The 15,091-nt window shown below is 31.8% G+C and carries 18 protein-coding genes and 1 pseudogene; 15 read left to right on the top strand and 4 right to left on the bottom strand.

The annotated features are described in order from the left end of the window. Positions 1-44: 44 nt before the first annotated feature. The 4 genes from NSQ69_RS12915 to NSQ69_RS12930 all read left to right on the top strand — a co-directional run bounded on the left by NSQ69_RS12915 (position 45) and on the right by NSQ69_RS12930 (position 3,335). Positions 45-1,475 carry a PQQ-dependent sugar dehydrogenase gene (locus NSQ69_RS12915; protein WP_078206905.1) on the top strand — a complete coding sequence of 477 codons (1,431 nt, stop codon included), beginning with the start codon at positions 45-47 and terminating at the stop codon, positions 1,473-1,475. A gap of 197 nt (positions 1,476-1,672) precedes the next feature. Beyond that, the gene (locus NSQ69_RS12920) at positions 1,673-2,245 is read left to right on the top strand and encodes a hypothetical protein (protein WP_002013264.1); all 573 of its coding nucleotides are present in this window, start codon (positions 1,673-1,675) and stop codon (positions 2,243-2,245) included. Positions 2,246-2,313: 68 nt separating this feature from the next. After that, positions 2,314-2,877: a GNAT family N-acetyltransferase gene (locus tag NSQ69_RS12925; RefSeq protein ID WP_002013262.1), complete on the top strand. Its 564-nt coding sequence runs from the start codon at positions 2,314-2,316 to the stop codon at positions 2,875-2,877. Positions 2,878-2,954: 77 nt separating this feature from the next. Next, positions 2,955-3,335 carry a nucleotide excision repair endonuclease gene (locus tag NSQ69_RS12930; RefSeq protein WP_002013261.1) on the top strand — a complete coding sequence of 127 codons (381 nt, stop codon included), beginning with the start codon at positions 2,955-2,957 and terminating at the stop codon, positions 3,333-3,335. Positions 3,336-3,461: 126 nt separating this feature from the next. Here NSQ69_RS12930 and NSQ69_RS12935 read toward each other — a convergent pair whose 3' ends face one another. Next, positions 3,462-3,668: a hypothetical protein gene (locus NSQ69_RS12935; protein WP_002127593.1), complete on the bottom strand. Its 207-nt coding sequence runs from the start codon at positions 3,666-3,668 to the stop codon at positions 3,462-3,464. 156 nt (positions 3,669-3,824) lie between these two features. Between NSQ69_RS12935 and NSQ69_RS12940 the strand changes: the two genes are divergently transcribed. From NSQ69_RS12940 to NSQ69_RS12960, 5 genes are all read left to right on the top strand, one after another. Then, a complete protein-coding gene (locus tag NSQ69_RS12940) occupies positions 3,825-4,604 on the top strand; it encodes an undecaprenyl-diphosphate phosphatase (protein WP_002013258.1) in 780 nt (259 codons plus the stop codon). An 80-nt stretch (positions 4,605-4,684) separates the two neighbouring features. Continuing rightward, positions 4,685-6,007 (top strand): FAD-dependent oxidoreductase, encoded by a 1,323-nt coding sequence (locus tag NSQ69_RS12945; RefSeq protein ID WP_341099335.1) that lies wholly within the window; start codon positions 4,685-4,687, stop codon positions 6,005-6,007. Positions 6,008-6,070: 63 nt separating this feature from the next. After that, positions 6,071-6,592, top strand: a complete 522-nt coding sequence (locus NSQ69_RS12950) for a GNAT family N-acetyltransferase (RefSeq protein ID WP_016120273.1) — start codon at positions 6,071-6,073, stop codon at positions 6,590-6,592. Between the two features lie 23 nt (positions 6,593-6,615). Next, positions 6,616-7,137: a YfiT family bacillithiol transferase gene (locus NSQ69_RS12955; protein ID WP_002013255.1), complete on the top strand. Its 522-nt coding sequence runs from the start codon at positions 6,616-6,618 to the stop codon at positions 7,135-7,137. Further along, positions 7,077-7,601, top strand: coding sequence for a GNAT family N-acetyltransferase (locus tag NSQ69_RS12960; RefSeq protein ID WP_002085328.1), 525 nt, complete (start codon positions 7,077-7,079; stop codon positions 7,599-7,601). Before NSQ69_RS12955 ends, NSQ69_RS12960 begins: the two co-directional genes overlap by 61 nt. A 121-nt stretch (positions 7,602-7,722) precedes the next feature. Here NSQ69_RS12960 and NSQ69_RS12965 read toward each other — a convergent pair whose 3' ends face one another. Next, positions 7,723-8,100 (bottom strand): PH domain-containing protein, encoded by a 378-nt coding sequence (locus NSQ69_RS12965; RefSeq protein ID WP_002065713.1) that lies wholly within the window; start codon positions 8,098-8,100, stop codon positions 7,723-7,725. A 179-nt stretch (positions 8,101-8,279) separates the two neighbouring features. Here NSQ69_RS12965 and NSQ69_RS12970 point away from each other — a divergent pair, with 179 nt between their 5' ends. The 6 genes from NSQ69_RS12970 to NSQ69_RS12995 all read left to right on the top strand — a co-directional run bounded on the left by NSQ69_RS12970 (position 8,280) and on the right by NSQ69_RS12995 (position 12,717). Further along, entirely contained in the window at positions 8,280-9,131 is an 852-nt protein-coding gene (locus NSQ69_RS12970; RefSeq protein WP_002013252.1) for a patatin-like phospholipase family protein, read from the top strand. A 12-nt stretch (positions 9,132-9,143) separates the two neighbouring features. After that, positions 9,144-9,515 (top strand): YxiJ-like family protein, encoded by a 372-nt coding sequence (locus tag NSQ69_RS12975; protein ID WP_002127599.1) that lies wholly within the window; start codon positions 9,144-9,146, stop codon positions 9,513-9,515. Between the two features lie 270 nt (positions 9,516-9,785). After that, positions 9,786-10,154, top strand: coding sequence for a hypothetical protein (locus NSQ69_RS12980; RefSeq protein ID WP_341099337.1), 369 nt, complete (start codon positions 9,786-9,788; stop codon positions 10,152-10,154). A 43-nt stretch (positions 10,155-10,197) separates the two neighbouring features. Next, positions 10,198-11,394, top strand: a complete 1,197-nt coding sequence (locus NSQ69_RS12985; RefSeq protein WP_341099339.1) for an alpha/beta hydrolase — start codon at positions 10,198-10,200, stop codon at positions 11,392-11,394. 21 nt (positions 11,395-11,415) lie between these two features. Beyond that, a complete protein-coding gene (locus NSQ69_RS12990) occupies positions 11,416-11,823 on the top strand; it encodes a DnaJ family domain-containing protein (RefSeq protein ID WP_002136558.1) in 408 nt (135 codons plus the stop codon). Between the two features lie 78 nt (positions 11,824-11,901). Continuing rightward, positions 11,902-12,717 (top strand): YwqG family protein, encoded by an 816-nt coding sequence (locus NSQ69_RS12995; RefSeq protein WP_215566734.1) that lies wholly within the window; start codon positions 11,902-11,904, stop codon positions 12,715-12,717. Between the two features lie 711 nt (positions 12,718-13,428). On the opposite strand, the gene NSQ69_RS13000 is transcribed toward NSQ69_RS12995, so the two are convergent. Continuing rightward, the gene (locus tag NSQ69_RS13000; RefSeq protein ID WP_002127604.1) at positions 13,429-13,824 is read right to left on the bottom strand and encodes a RidA family protein; all 396 of its coding nucleotides are present in this window, start codon (positions 13,822-13,824) and stop codon (positions 13,429-13,431) included. Positions 13,825-13,964: 140 nt separating this feature from the next. After that, positions 13,965-14,923 (bottom strand): annotated as a pseudogene (locus tag NSQ69_RS13005) (hypothetical protein). Positions 14,924-15,091 lie beyond the last annotated feature (168 nt).

Below are 15,091 nucleotides of genomic sequence, written 5' to 3' on the forward strand. Positions count from 1 at the left end.
TCATATTCTTTTAATAAAACGCAATTAAAGGGGTGTAAAGTAAGTTGACAAAAGTTAAGGTTAGTTTACGACCCATTGCAAGTAAGTTCAATTTACCTACTGTTTTGAAAACAACTATACTACCAGGTGACTCAATTGAAAGGTTATTTATTGCAACCCAGGTAGGAGAAATCTTTTACATAGGAGACGGAGTTATAAGGACTTTTTTAGATATTCGCCCGCGAATTATCAAATTAGGCACGTTTGAAGAAGGTGTCTCTAGTAGCGGTTATGATGAACGAGGATTGCTAGGACTAGCGTTTCATCCACAATTTTATCAAAACGGTTTATTTTACCTTCATTATTCAGTAGCTGGCACTCAAGGTCCGGGTGCCCTTTCTGAACCTTTTAAACCTAATCCGTGTGATCCGAAAACTTTAAACTTAAAGTGGGTAAATAGAGATACTCAATATGATCATATTGATACGGTTGAGGAATGGATTTTACAATCACATAGTCAACCTCAAAAACGACGGACATTACTTAACATAAAAAGGCCCTTTTTTAATCATAACGGAGTCAATAGTTTAAACTTTTCACCTGAGAGTGGAAAACTTGTTTTTACAAATGGAGATGGTGGATCGGGTTATGATCCATTTAATTTAAGCCAGGATGATTTAGAAATAGCGGGCAAAATAATTGAAATTGATGTAAGTAAAAATACATTCATAAATAACCCTCCAGTAGTTACACGCTTTAATGAGTTTCCTTTATCTATACAAGAAACACTTACAGTAATTGCGAAAGGAGTTCGGAATATAACAGGTATTTCATTTCAAAGGTTTTATAATCAATATATCAAATATGCTGGAAATGTCGGGCAGGATATTGTAGAGTCTATTTTTTCGTTTGTTCATTATAAACCCATACCGGTTACCGAACTTGTTCAAACGCATTTAATGAGATCCACTCCCAATCAAGATGGATTTATTAATTTTGGTTGGCGAGGATGGGAAGGAGAATTTCCTACTTCTTTTATAAGGCACTGTTCTGAGAATCCTACTTTGGATGAGAGAACAATGGCTTATTATAATGAAACAATAGAAACATCAGTGAGGCGCATACAGCCCCTAATTAGTTATTTTCATAAAGATTCCAGAGCAGATAAGTTTGGAGGAACCTCACTTACAGGAGTACAACCATATATGGGAACTACAATTCCTAATTTAACTGGTAGTATCGTGTTTACTGATCTTGCTAAGAAAGAAGAATTTCAATCTCCAGTAAAGGGAGTGTTAGCTTTTACTAGAGCAGCTCTAGACGGGAAACGTAATGATTTTCATGTTATTGAAACCACTTATGATTTTGGGACTCAAGCAGCTTATTATGTTAGTTTAGGAACAAACTTAGATCAAACTAGATTATATTTAGGAGTTTATGGTTCTATGAAAGTAACTGAATTTAACAAAGGTACTATTTTTGAAATTGTTCCATGATACGGTATAAACTCTTAGTCTAAAAATATATGGAATTCATACTTTTTCAAACGCACGACTTAGCGCCTCTTAAAAAACCTTCTATGGATAAACATCTATTGTATAGTGATTCCTAACAAGCAGAAAGTAAAACATAACCAATAAGTATTTGAATAAAAATAGAAAGTGGTGAATTAAGTCTCTTTAGGGGGAATTTGATGAATCGCTTTAGAAGCTATTGGTATCAATGGATGATAGAGCAGGATGCGAATTTTGTTCATAAAAGAAAGGTGACGCCTGCAAGTAGGTTAGTCATTACAGCATTACTCGGTTCATTTGCTGCTATTTTTCAATCTGCGGGGAACTTAATCCCTGGAATTGGGTTATTTATTAGTCCTTTCGCGACGCTACCGATTTTTCTAGCTATTTGTTATTCTATTCGTGAGGGAGTACTTTCTTATATTCTTACTATTTTCCTATTATTCATTATTGAGCCAAGTGAACTAATTGTCTTTCCCTTTACTACAGGCTTATTAGGTATAGCGTTAGGAGTATCCTTTTTACAATTCAAGAGGAGGATTTGGGTAATTTCCTTTTCAGCGATATGTCTACTTATAGGAATTATGATCATTCTCGATATCTTCCGTTTTCCTGTACTTGGTCCTACTATTCATACGACTATGGATATAAAAGTTATTACATTAATATTTATACTGAGTTTTTTATACTGCTGGATCTATGCAGAGTTGTGTAGAATAATAATGAATAGAGTATATAAAGTATGGTCTTAGCAATTGCATAAAATCTTTTTGAACAAATACACTTTCTCATATATTTTTAAAAATTGGAGATGTAAGCCATGTATAACATTGAAATTAGAAGGCCGAATTCGAATGATTTAGATGAATTACATTTGTTTTTTCGTCTTGTTATTACTAATACATTTAAAAACGAAGGGTTATCACATCTATTAGATGACATAGAAAATGAAATTAACTCGAAAAAGAAATATTTAAAAAATGATTTTGATAGTAATGGAGAAAATCGTTACTTTTTATTAGCGATAGATACAAGTAACGATAAAATCATTGGAACGATTGAAATCGGTCCAGCAAGTGCATTGATTAATAGTTGTACAGACGGTGTACTTAAGGATTTGTATGAAATAGGAACTGTATTTATACTTCCGGAGTATCAAAGAAAAGGTATAGGGAGTTTACTACTAAATACAATGTATCTTACATTACTTAGCAGAGGAATAATCGAATGCTGTTTAGATAGTGGATACAAAAAAGCACAAAGTATATGGACAAAAAAGTTTGGAAAACCTAGTTATGTGCTGAAGGATTATTGGGGCGAATCAAACGATCATATGATTTGGAAAAAAAGTTTACATGATATACCTATAATATTTGAATTATAAAATGAAATATCTCTCTTAACATAGCTTTTCTTACATACTTATGCTATTATTTATCTTTATAATAAAAGAGGACGTGAATGAACTTGATTAAAATTAATATTCCTGAAGCTGATGTTTCAATTACTGAACGTAACCAAGTTATTAAAGGAGACGAGCCATTAATTACTCCAATTAACGGTTTTATCGATTTCCACTTGTTCCCTAGAGATAAAGGCGGCATTTTTATGTTTTACAATATTAATGACGAACTTCTTTTCGTAGGTAAAGCTCGTAAAATTAGACAACGTATTAAAAAGCATTTTGAAGATAATGTTTCACCAATCAAAAATAATCGTGATGAAGTATACCGTATCGATGCATGTATCGTAGAAGATCCAACTGAAAGAGAAATTTACGAAACATACATCATTAATAAGTACAAAGCGAAATATAACGTTGATAAAGTGTTTTATAAATAAACAACATTAGCGAAATGAAACAATCCTAGTACATACACTAGGATTGTTTTTATTTATATAGCTTTGTAATTTTTGTCCGTAATGATTTTCCTCGCATTTGTTCCTCCTTATAAGGGAATAGATTATTTAATCGGCAGAATTTTTTCGTATTTTAAAGTAATGAGCGGCAATTAAACAAAGTACCCCTATAAATAACATAATAATTCCAAAAGTTTTATGCTTTCCTTCGAAGAAAGGTATGTCTGTAATTACATTTGTCATACATAAGCCTAAGAACACAAGAATTGGTCCAATCCAAAGTAATATGTTGCCTAATTTTGTGTGTTTCTCCATGTAAACCCTCCTTTTTTTACATATATATCCATCTTTATCGCAATCCATAACTTCTAAATAAAGGTTAAAGTAAATCCCCAAGAGAAATATATTTTCTTTCATAACAAAAATTAAAGCATCATATATTGGTACAAGCAAATGAGAAAGGAGATCATCATGAATTGGCTAGAAGCTTTTATTTTAGGAATTATTCAAGGGCTGACAGAGTTTTTACCTATAAGCAGTACAGGTCACCTATATTTAGGGCGACATATTTTTCAGTTAGATGAGGCAGGTTTGTTTTTAGATACGATGCTGCATATAGGGACGTTACTTGCGGTGTTTATTTATTATAGAAAAGAATTTATTTATTTAATAAAAAATCCATTTTCAAAGCTTATGCTATTACTTATTGTCGGGACGATACCTGCGGTTGTAATCGGCTTATTATTTAAAGACTTTTTTGAAGATATTTCAAAAACAGGTATAACAATAGGTTGGGAGTTTTTAGTGACGGGTTTATTTCTTTATATGGCCGATAAACAAAAGAACGGTCGTAAAAAAATGAATGATATTACATATAAAGATGCATTCATAATTGGTTCATTTCAAGCAGTAGCTATATTTCCAGCAATTTCCCGTTCTGGAATGACAATTGTCGCTGCATTATGGAGAAAGTTAGACCGCGAAACAGCGGCGTACTTTTCCTTTTTATTATCAACACCAGCTATTGTCGGAGCTATCATCTTGCAATTTGCAGATGTTTTTCAAGGGAAAGCTGAATCTATTTCTAGTACATCACTAATTGTCGGAACATTATCAGCAGCGTTCTTTGGTTACATAGCAGTTTCATGGATGATTCAATATTTAAAACGTCATTCTTTAAAAGTATTCGCGTATTACGTATGGGGATTAGGTATTTTAATTTTAATGTTGCAATTCACACAGGTGTTTTAAATATAATTATCAAGGAATTATTAGTTAAGATCCTGTTCCATTCATACACGACAGGATCTCTTTTCATTAAGGGGGAAAAAATGTTTACTAAGGCTATTGTTATTGGTGGAAGTATCGCAGGAAAACTCGCCGCAAAGGCTTTATCAAATACGTTTGAAGAAGTAATCATTGTAGAAGCTGGTGAAGAATGGGATGGAAATGGTCCGCGAAAAAGAGTTCCGCAAAGTAATCATCCGCATGTGTTATTAAAAGGCGGCGAAGAAGCACTTGAGGAGTTGTTTCCTAACATTACTAATGAATTAATTGAAGCAGGTAGCATCGTAAATAACTTTACTCGCGATTTAAAATGGCATCAGTTCGGCCTATGGAAGCAGCCTTTCAAAGGCGAAATAAATATGATTCAACAAAGTCGTCTTCTGTTAGAATCGCATATTCAAAAACGAATTGAACAAGTTTCAAATGTTACTTCGAAGTATGAAATGTTGGTTGAAGGATTACTAGTAGATAACAAACTTAATAAAGTCTATGGAATAACAGCTAAATGTTTGAAAACAGGAATGAAAGAAGAATTTCATGCAGATCTTGTTGTTGATGCAAGTGGATTTGGTTCGAAAAGTATAGATTGGTTACAAGAATACAATTTCGAAGTACAAGAAGAGAAAGTAAGAATTGATTTGTTTTACGCAACTAGAATGTTTAGGCTCAAAGAAAAAGAGAAATTAGACTGCTGTAATATGCTTATGTCTCCAAGTTTTCCTGAGAATCCTTATGGTGTTCTAATTCAAACGATTGAAGATGATCGTTATTTTGTTACTTTTAGTGGATATGCGAATGAAAAAGCACCGCAAACAGATGATGAATTTTATGATTTTACTGAAAACCTATCAATCACTAATGTTATAGAGTTTCTAAACAAATCTGAGGCGATTACCGATATAAAAACGTACAAAATTCCATATCAAGTACGCAGGCGATTTGATCTAGTTAATAATTTGCCTGAAGGATTGTTAGTAGTTGGAGATGCGCATTGTCGTTTTGATCCAGTTTTCGGACAAGGTGTTTCAGTTGCAGCTATGGAAGCTCACCAATTGCAACTAATTCTTCAAGGGAGAAAAAGGCTTGATAAAACATTAACTCGAGAGTTTTATAGGAAGACTGCTATGATTATCAAAACACCTTGGGAAATGACCACAACGGAGATAGCACGTCATCCTAAGTTACAGAAAGAATTAACTACGAAACAAAAATTTCAGCAATGGTATACGAAACAAATATATCAACTTTCTGCAAGTGATTCTGATATTTATATTCGGTTAGTCAGAGTTATGAACTTAATTCGTAGTCCATTTCATCTTTTTCATCCTAGAGTATTACTTACTGTATTACTCAGACGAAAGAAATAGCAGGAAAATTATCGTTTAAAAAAGAATGTATAACAGTTAGTAAATCAAGAAGGGGTAAACGGGATGGAAATATACATAGAACAATTAAAGAATCAAGACGCTGAAGATTTATTTAATTTTGAACTCACGAACAAATCATTTTTTGAAACAATGGTACCAAGTCGTGGCTCTAATTATTACGTGTATGAATACTTTCAAAAGCAACTTGCCGAACTATTAAAAGAACAAACTGAGGGGATTTCTTATTTTCATCTCATACGTAATACAGAAAAAGAAATTGTAGGACGTATCAATTTAGTTGATGTAGATAAGGAAAAACGAATTGGGTCGTTAGGCTACCGAGTTGGAGAGAAGTTTACTAAAAAAGGAGTTGCAGCATCATCTGTAAAATTGATTTTGGCTCAAGCAAGAGTCTATGAAATTAATGAAATACATGCTATGACAACAACAAATAACATAGCTTCACAAATTGTATTAGAAAAGAACGGATTTTCTCGTGAAAAGGAAGCGGAGACAACTACTGTAGATTTAAACGGGGAAAACGTAAATTTCGTACATTATATTTGGAGGACCACTAAGGGTTAAAAATAATAGGGAGGGACATGTACATGAAGGATTTACGTTATCCAATAGGTCAATTTACTTACGTAGGAACTATTACAGAAGAAATAATTGATAAATGGATTCAAGAAATAGAGGATTTACCTAATGAACTAGCAAGAGCGATAAAAGATTTAGATCAGAAGCAGTTAGATACACCGTATCGCGTCGGTGGATGGACTGTTCGCCAAGTTGTTCATCATGTTGTTGATAGTCATATGAATAGCTACATACGCTTTAAATTAGCACTGACAGAAAAGAATCCAACTATTAAACCGTACAAAGAAGAAAAATGGGCAGAGCTACCTGACTCGAAATTACCAGTAGATGTTTCACTTGTAATGCTAGATTCATTACATAAAAGATGGATTAACTTATTATATTCTTTAGAACCGGCAGATTTAGAAAAGACATTTAATCATCCTGAATCAGGAGAAACAAAACTTGCTGCTGCAATTGGACTATATGCATGGCACGGTCGTCATCATACAGCTCATATTACTTCTTTAAGAGAGCGTTTAAATTGGTAACATTAGAGAAGGCGACAGAAATTGATGCAGCAGTTTTATTTCAAATGCAAATAGACTCATTTAGTCCTTTATTAAATAAATATAAAGACTATGAAACAAATCCAGCAAATGAATCTATTGAAAAAACTATTTTAAGAATAAATAATCCGAGCAACAACTTTTATAAGATGATAATAGATTCGAACCTTGTTGGAGCGATATGTATATCCCAAAAAGAAAGACCTTATAAATTTTGGATCAGTCCAATGTTTATTCATCCAATCTATCAAGGGAAAGGAATCGCTAAGAAGGTACTTATTTTAATTGAAGAGATGTTTCCAGAAGCACGGAGTTTTGAACTTGCTACGATTTTAGAAGAAGAAAGAAATTGTTTTCTATACGAAAAAATGGGGTATAAAAGAACAGAAGTAATAAAGAAATTAAATGATAAAACTACACTTATTTATTACAAAAAAGAAAGGTAAAGCATTTGAAATACGCTTTACCTTTTTATGTTATTTTAGATTAAATATACAAAAACAACGCATATTCTTCCAAAATACTCGGGTTAGTAATTTCTATAATGAATAAATATGCGGAAAGGCGTTATTTCGTCGTATATGTTACTAACGCTTTTTGAATGCTTAAAATACTATCGTCACCTTTAAATTCTTTCGTAATTGGATCATCCATACTAGATACCCAAATTTTAAGCTCTGCATCTAAATCAAAATGCCCAGCTGTTTCAATGCTAAATTGTGTAATGCTTTTATAAGGAATAGAATGATACTCTGTTTTTTTACCTGATATTCCTTGTTTATCTACTAAAATAAGACGACGATTTGTAAATACGATTAAATCACGAATTAATTTATAAGCATGCTCAACTTTCTCATCGTCTAGCATAATCTTTTCTAAATCACGTTCAACGCTTTCTGTACTCGCACTTGATGCATTTCCTAAAATACCACTAAATAAACCCATATGAAATTCCTCCTTTATAATATGTGGAATGAGTTTCTTATATTGTACCATGCGAATGGCTAATAGATTATGACATTGCTTCAATAGTTTTTTGTTATTATTGCAACCAATTTATATAACCTCATCCTAAAATCTTGTGCTAACATATAATTAAGAAAACAGAAGTAGAGGGATATAGCATGAAAAATATCGGTTTAGTATTAGAAGGCGGCGGAATGAAAGGATTATATACTGCAGGAGTACTCGAATATTTTATGGAAAGGGACTTATTCTTTCCGTATGTAGTCGGTGTATCCGCCGGAGCGTGTATGGGAGCAACATATTTGTCACGTCAAAAAGGAAGAAATAAAAAAGTGAATACAGAGCTAGTAGCAGATCACAGGTATATATCTTATCGAAACTTAATTCAAAAACGTGAATTATTTGGAATGGATTTTTTATTTGATGAAGTACCAAACAAAATTGTACCGTTTGATTTTCAAACATTCCTAAATTCAAATGAACAGTTTGTAATCGGAACGACTGATTGTGAATCAGGACAGGCAGTTTATTATAATAAAACAGAACATGGAAATGATATTTTAAAAATTATTCGTGCATCAAGCTCTGTGCCGTTTATAGCACCTGCTGTAGAATATGATAATCGAAAATTGTTAGATGGAGGGATTATAGATCCTATTCCAGTTTTTAAAGCGCAAAATGATGGTTATTTAAAAAACGTTGTTATAATGACAAAGCCAGAAGGATACGAGAAGCAGCGTAATAAATTTTCTGGACTAGCTAAAATTTTATATAGAAGATATCCAAAAATCGCAGAGCATTTAGTAGAACATTATCGTTTTTATAATGAAACTGTATCTTATATGAATCACAACGAACAAAAAGATAATTTTTATGTAATTCAGCCAAGCGCACAGCTTCCTATAAGCGGAATAGAAAGAAATAAAGAGAAACTTGTTAACCTATATAATCTCGGCTATACAGATGCTCAATATCATTATGAAAAATTATTAAATTGGATAGAGAAATAAAGGGGTGGAAAGTTGCTATTAGGTAAAAAGGTTATTTTTAATGAATTGCAGAAAATGCATAGTCCGCTGCTTAAACCGTTTCCGAATTGTGACCTTCGAAAAATACGAAAAGATTTTAATAATATGTTTACAGAAGATGATTGCATAAGCGCTGATTTAAATTATTATTGGATGCATACAGCAGGTACTTTAAGTTACATACTTAATAACAACGAAAAGGAGATTGTGTTTGATCAAATAAAGTGGCTAAAGAAATCGTTTTTTGAATGGTTTCCGCAATATCGTTTTATAGAAACAGAAATTGTGAAGTATCCCATTTTGTATAGAGATTTCATGAATTATGAGAAGGCCCGGAAACTATTACTGTATTATCTTACTGAATAAAAATAAAAACGTACAAGTTATGCTGCTTGTGCGTTTTTTTGTTCATAAAAAATACAATTTTAATACCTTGTTTATATAGGGATTCTAATACGAAGAAAGAAGTACATATAGAATGATGTAAAGGAGGGAGAGGCGTTTAGATACCGTTTTCCTTTAATCCATTATCCAATTCGAATATAGTTAGTTATTTATGATAAAATATTTCGAGTGAAATCAAGTACTTATTATATCCAGTATTAAATAAGTTAAGCCAGGAGGAACAATAGTAACATGGAAAACGTGTCAAATATAGATAAATTGGAATCAATAAAATCTTTACAATCGACAATTCGTAAACTTGAAAATGCTTTTTCACAGATGACTCAAAAGGGAGCAAATACTACCTTAGTGAAAAAAAGGCTTAAAGCCGTTTGTATAGGGCTAGCAGTGTTAGAGAACGTGTGGAATCAAGAAAGTCATCGGTATAGCCAAGAAGAGTTAGCAGAAGCTCGTAATATCCTTGCTGGTTTGCTTCCATCAATTGAGAGAGCCTATGATAAGTCTAAGGCTGGTAGTCCTCAAAGAACACTTTTAGAAAGAAGAATAAAAGCGTTGGAACTTTCTATTCAGGCAATTGATAAACCTTCTAAAATTTTATAAAAGCAATCTAGTGAAAAGAAAGAAATACAAAGGAGGCAGATGGGTGACTTCAATAATTAGTCCTAAGTTAGAGGAGCTTAATAATCAATTAAAAAAAGGAAACGAGAAAGCAATTTATACTTTTTTGCATGAAATAAAGTCAAATAATACGCCACTAATAGAACAATGTCCTGTAGAAAATCAGTATAAGTTTATAACGTATATATGGTTAGGGGATCAAAAAACTGAAAACGTTTATGTATTCGGTAGTTTTCCTGGTTGGGATCTGTCTGTAAATCAACTACAACGGTTGTTACAGACAGATATTTGGTATGTAACGTTTAGGACGGATGAGAGTTTTATTTCAACGTACTATTTTTCAGTAAACGATTTTTTCGAAAATGATTGGATAAAGCGCAGTGAAAAGTACCAACTAGATCGATTTAATAAAAATACATTTGGAGAAGATGCCAATAAAGCGTCTGTGTTAAACATAGGAATGGAAGTACAGTATAGCAGTCGTTTTCCTTCAGATCATTATCCATCTGGAAAAATTGAAACATATTCTTTTCATAGTACGATTTTAAATGACACACGTAAAATTTATATTTATACGCCTCATGACTATTCTCACACTTCACATCTTCAAGAACTTCTCATTGTGTTTGATGGGAATTCATTCATTAATAACCTTTCAATCGCAAGAACACTCAATTATTTAATATACGAAAAAGAAATCCCATCTTGTATTGCTGTTGCAATAGAACCCGTTGATCGACTAGAAGAGCTAACTTATAACGATAAAATGAATACATTTTTAACGGAGGAACTACTTCCATGGATTCAAGCTAGGTATCACGTATATCAAGAAAAGAATCATACAACAATTGCTGGTTTCAGTCTTGGTGGCTTAGCAGCTTTTTATGCAGCGCTTCAAAATCCACATGTTTTCGGAAACGTGTTGTCAATGTCTGGATCCGTGCATTGGAAAAAGGATGGTTATGAAAATCAAATTCCTTGGATTGAAAATCAAATTTCATCTATAGATTCTAATACGAGTCAACCTCATTTTTACATAGCAGCAGGAGAACTTGAAAACAAACCTCTTTTAACGGATAATAGACGCCTGTATAAAGCTTTAAAAGAAAAAGGATACCAAATTACTTATGAAGAGTTTCAAGGCGGTCATGACGGTGTTTGGTGGCGAGAAAAGTTATTTGATGGGTTGAAAGCATTAAAACATACAAAAATCACACTATAAAATAAAAAGGAGAGAGAATCTATGAATCAAGATGAGCTAGATAAAAAACTTAAAAAACAAGAAATTTTAGTTAAAGATGAAAAAGTTTGGTCGTTCACGTATGAGGATCATATTAGCTCTATCGTTAAACAGGCAGAAAAGACAGGAGCGTTTAATGATTTACCTGGGAAAGGGAAACCTCTTAATCTTGATAAAGATCTTTCGTATAATCCTGACAAGCAACTTTATAGAACTTTGAAAAATAATCATGTTTTGCCTAGGTGGATTGAACTTTCAAAGGAAATAGATCATCTAAAAGAAAATTTAAAAGAACTAACGGATAATGTAGAAGCAGCTATGTTAATTACAACTATTAATAAAAAGGTCTCAGAACATAATTTACTTTGTCCGCCAAGTGCGCAAAAAATGAGGGTTAAAACGGATATTTAACGATTTTCAATGAAGTTATCTGTTGCTATTTAATTAAGTAGGGCATTTTCAATTCATTATTAAGGGGAGGCAAATGTAATGAAGAATACGTATCAACTTCAAATTCCGAAAGAACTAGAGCAGTATCGTAGTATTTTAGAAGAAAGTGTGAAACCTTATATTAAAGTGTCTGGAACATTAGCAGAGACAACGCTTTTTGAGAGTAAATTTGGTGGTTATCCGTATTTACCTATAGATCAAGAGCATCCTAAAGATTCAAATGGACAACCTATGATGTTACTTGCGCAGCTAAACTTTGAAGAAATGCCGCATGTTGAATATATGCCTCAAAAGGGTATGCTACAGTTTTTCGTAAGTGCTGAAGATGAGCTTTACGGAGCAGATTTTGATCATCCAACAATCCAAAAAGACTTTCGAATTATTTATCATTCTACAATTATAGAAGATTTAAATAAGGTTATTATTGATTTTAGTTATTTAAACACTTCAGAATTAGAGGACTTTATCATACCTGAAGCAGCGAAATTAAAGTTTGAATTGGGTTATCAGCCCGTAACATCAAGGGATTATCGATTTGAAAAGATGTTTAGTGAGGAAATTGATTGGGAAGAAATTGTTGATGAAGAAAATAATACAGAATTAGGCGAACTGTATGATGATTTATGTAAAGATCAAGGGCATAAATTTGGTGGTTATCCATTTTTCACACAGACAGATCCAAGGGAATGGGAAGAAAAATACCAGCAACATGATATATTATTGCTGCAAATCGATACAGATGATTCATTAAATATTATGTGGGGAGATTCTGGTGTTGCTAATTTCTTTATAAAGAAAGACGATTTATTAAATCTAGATTTTTCCAATGTTATTTACAATTGGGATTGTTACTAAAAATAGATAAATGGATTACTAGCTAGCAAAAGAAATCTTCCTGAAGGTGAGGAGGATTTTTTTACGTTAAAAATAAACGTTATGTTAACTAGAATGAAGAATACAATGAAAGTCAAGCGTAAATAAAAGAAATAACAACAAAAATATAAAATAATAAAACATATGTAATTAGCAATAAATCTATAAAGCAAAACATAAAATGAAATTTATCATTTGTATAGAAAAATTTATTTCGCATAAAAAAAATTCCGTGCTAATCAAAATTATTTTTGATTCGTTAAACGATAATTAATCGATTAAGATTTGCTGTGATTAATTTATAGCAAAATAAACGATAAAAACTGTAGAAATTCATTTAGATAAGATTTTATATGAATCTCATTAAAAACCCCCGTTTCGTCTCATTAAGTATAGTTTACTTGGTTTTTGATACAGATAAACACTTACTCTATATAACTTCGTATAATATATATTATGTTAACTAGTAAAAAGTAATAAACCTATTATATATTAGTTATGGTTGTTAGCCTCCCCTTTTTAATTTGGTTCATAATGTGTTGTAGATTGTGTGGTTATTTGTTTTTTAAGTTATTTATGTTGTGTTATTGATAAGAATGTTTCCGTGTATAATTTATATTTTAGTTAATAAAAAACGCAATTCGTTTAAAGTGAACGAATTGCGTTGATATGATTAAGAATAAGTTTTTAAAATTAGTTTGCTACAGCAATTGCTTCGATTTCAATTAATAAGTTATCGTTAATTAACTTTCTAACTTCTACAGCTGAACTTGCTGGTGGATTCTTAGTATCAATGTATTGATCTCGAACACCTCTAACAATGGCCATTTGAGAAATATCTGTTAAGAAAAATGTTAATTTTACTACATCATTAAAATTTAATTCTGAAGCTTCTAATGCTACTTTAATATTTTCAAATACTTGGCGCGTTTGCGTACCTAAATCTCCATGCCCAACTATATGACCATCAACATTAATCGCTACTTGTCCTGATATGTAAATTGTCCGTGTAGCGTTACTAACCTCAACAATATGTGAGTATCCAAAAGTTGCTGGCATAGTTTCCGGGTTGATAAATTTCTTTTGCAAGGTGCATCTCCCCTATTTATATCGTATTTTCTTCATGTTTGATTTTAGATGAATATCTATTTTACAAATGATTTTTCACATATCCTTCTGCTACATATGTGGAGTTATAATACGCTGCTTATATTTATAAAATTAGGTATTTAATAGATTATATATGTTTGATTTTCTTGAGTGCTGATACTAATTATGCCTTGTTTTATTAATTCTTCAGTTATTTTTGTATAGAAAAAGTGATACCACCAAATAAAAAATTCTTCGTAAGTTATTTCTTTTGCGTATCTGCTGCTTGCAAAGTATTCTTTTAAAGGTTTCTCATTTTCTTTACATAATAAGATCAAATCTTTACTGATTGTGTTCGCGATTTCGTTAAGTATAGATAAATCTACGGCTGTAAACACTGGGATAACAGGTTGTGAATTTTTATATAAGCCTAATTTTTCGTATAATACATTTGAATTTAAGTCTACTTGTCTATCTACTGCTACAAAATTTTTAACTAATTGTTTTTTGTATAATTAATATCAGTAATAGCATCGTGAAAATATTCTTCAAACGTTTCTTTATTCGCAGTTATTAAATTCAAAGTTGTATATCGAGTGTTTCCATAAAGACCAATTTGATATTCCCCTAAATCCAAATACGTATTACCATACATTCCAAAGGACTCTTTGTCTGTTTGTTCTTGTTCTATAATCGCATAATAATATCTTTTATTGTTTCTCAAAGGCCGTTCTGTTTCTAAATAGTTTTCCTCAATGTTAATTATTTGTCCAAAATCTAATAACACACCACTATATAGTAAAAGACTATACGATTCTTTAGGTAAATGATTAAATGTCTCGATTCTTTTAGACATAGCATCAATTTGATTAGAATGCTTTTCAATTATGTTAAGTGCAGTTTTAATTAGAGGCTCACATAGGTTATACAGTTTTTCTCCTTCATTAGCTGTTATAACCATACATGTTGGATAGTAACTCCCTTCTGTCTCATTCAATAAACCTCCTAGTTCTAATGCGTGCATTTGTTTTTCGAATTCCTCGTTAGTCCAATTTAGCTTCGTTTTTATAGTATTTGATTCTATGCCCAGATGGAGCATTACAAGTAAATATTGAAGGTTTGTTCCGCTTATTTTTAAAGTTGGATAATTGTCAACTTATGAAATCATTTTTGTCTCATAAGTTGTTTTAAGTATTTTCTCCGGAGTATAATTAGCAAGCATTTTAAAATACCTTCTTTTTTAGTAATTTAATTGTAAAACCTATGT

This window comes from Bacillus sp. FSL R10-2201, assembly GCF_038008665.1.
In the GTDB taxonomy this organism is placed as follows: domain Bacteria; phylum Bacillota; class Bacilli; order Bacillales; family Bacillaceae_G; genus Bacillus_A; species Bacillus_A mycoides.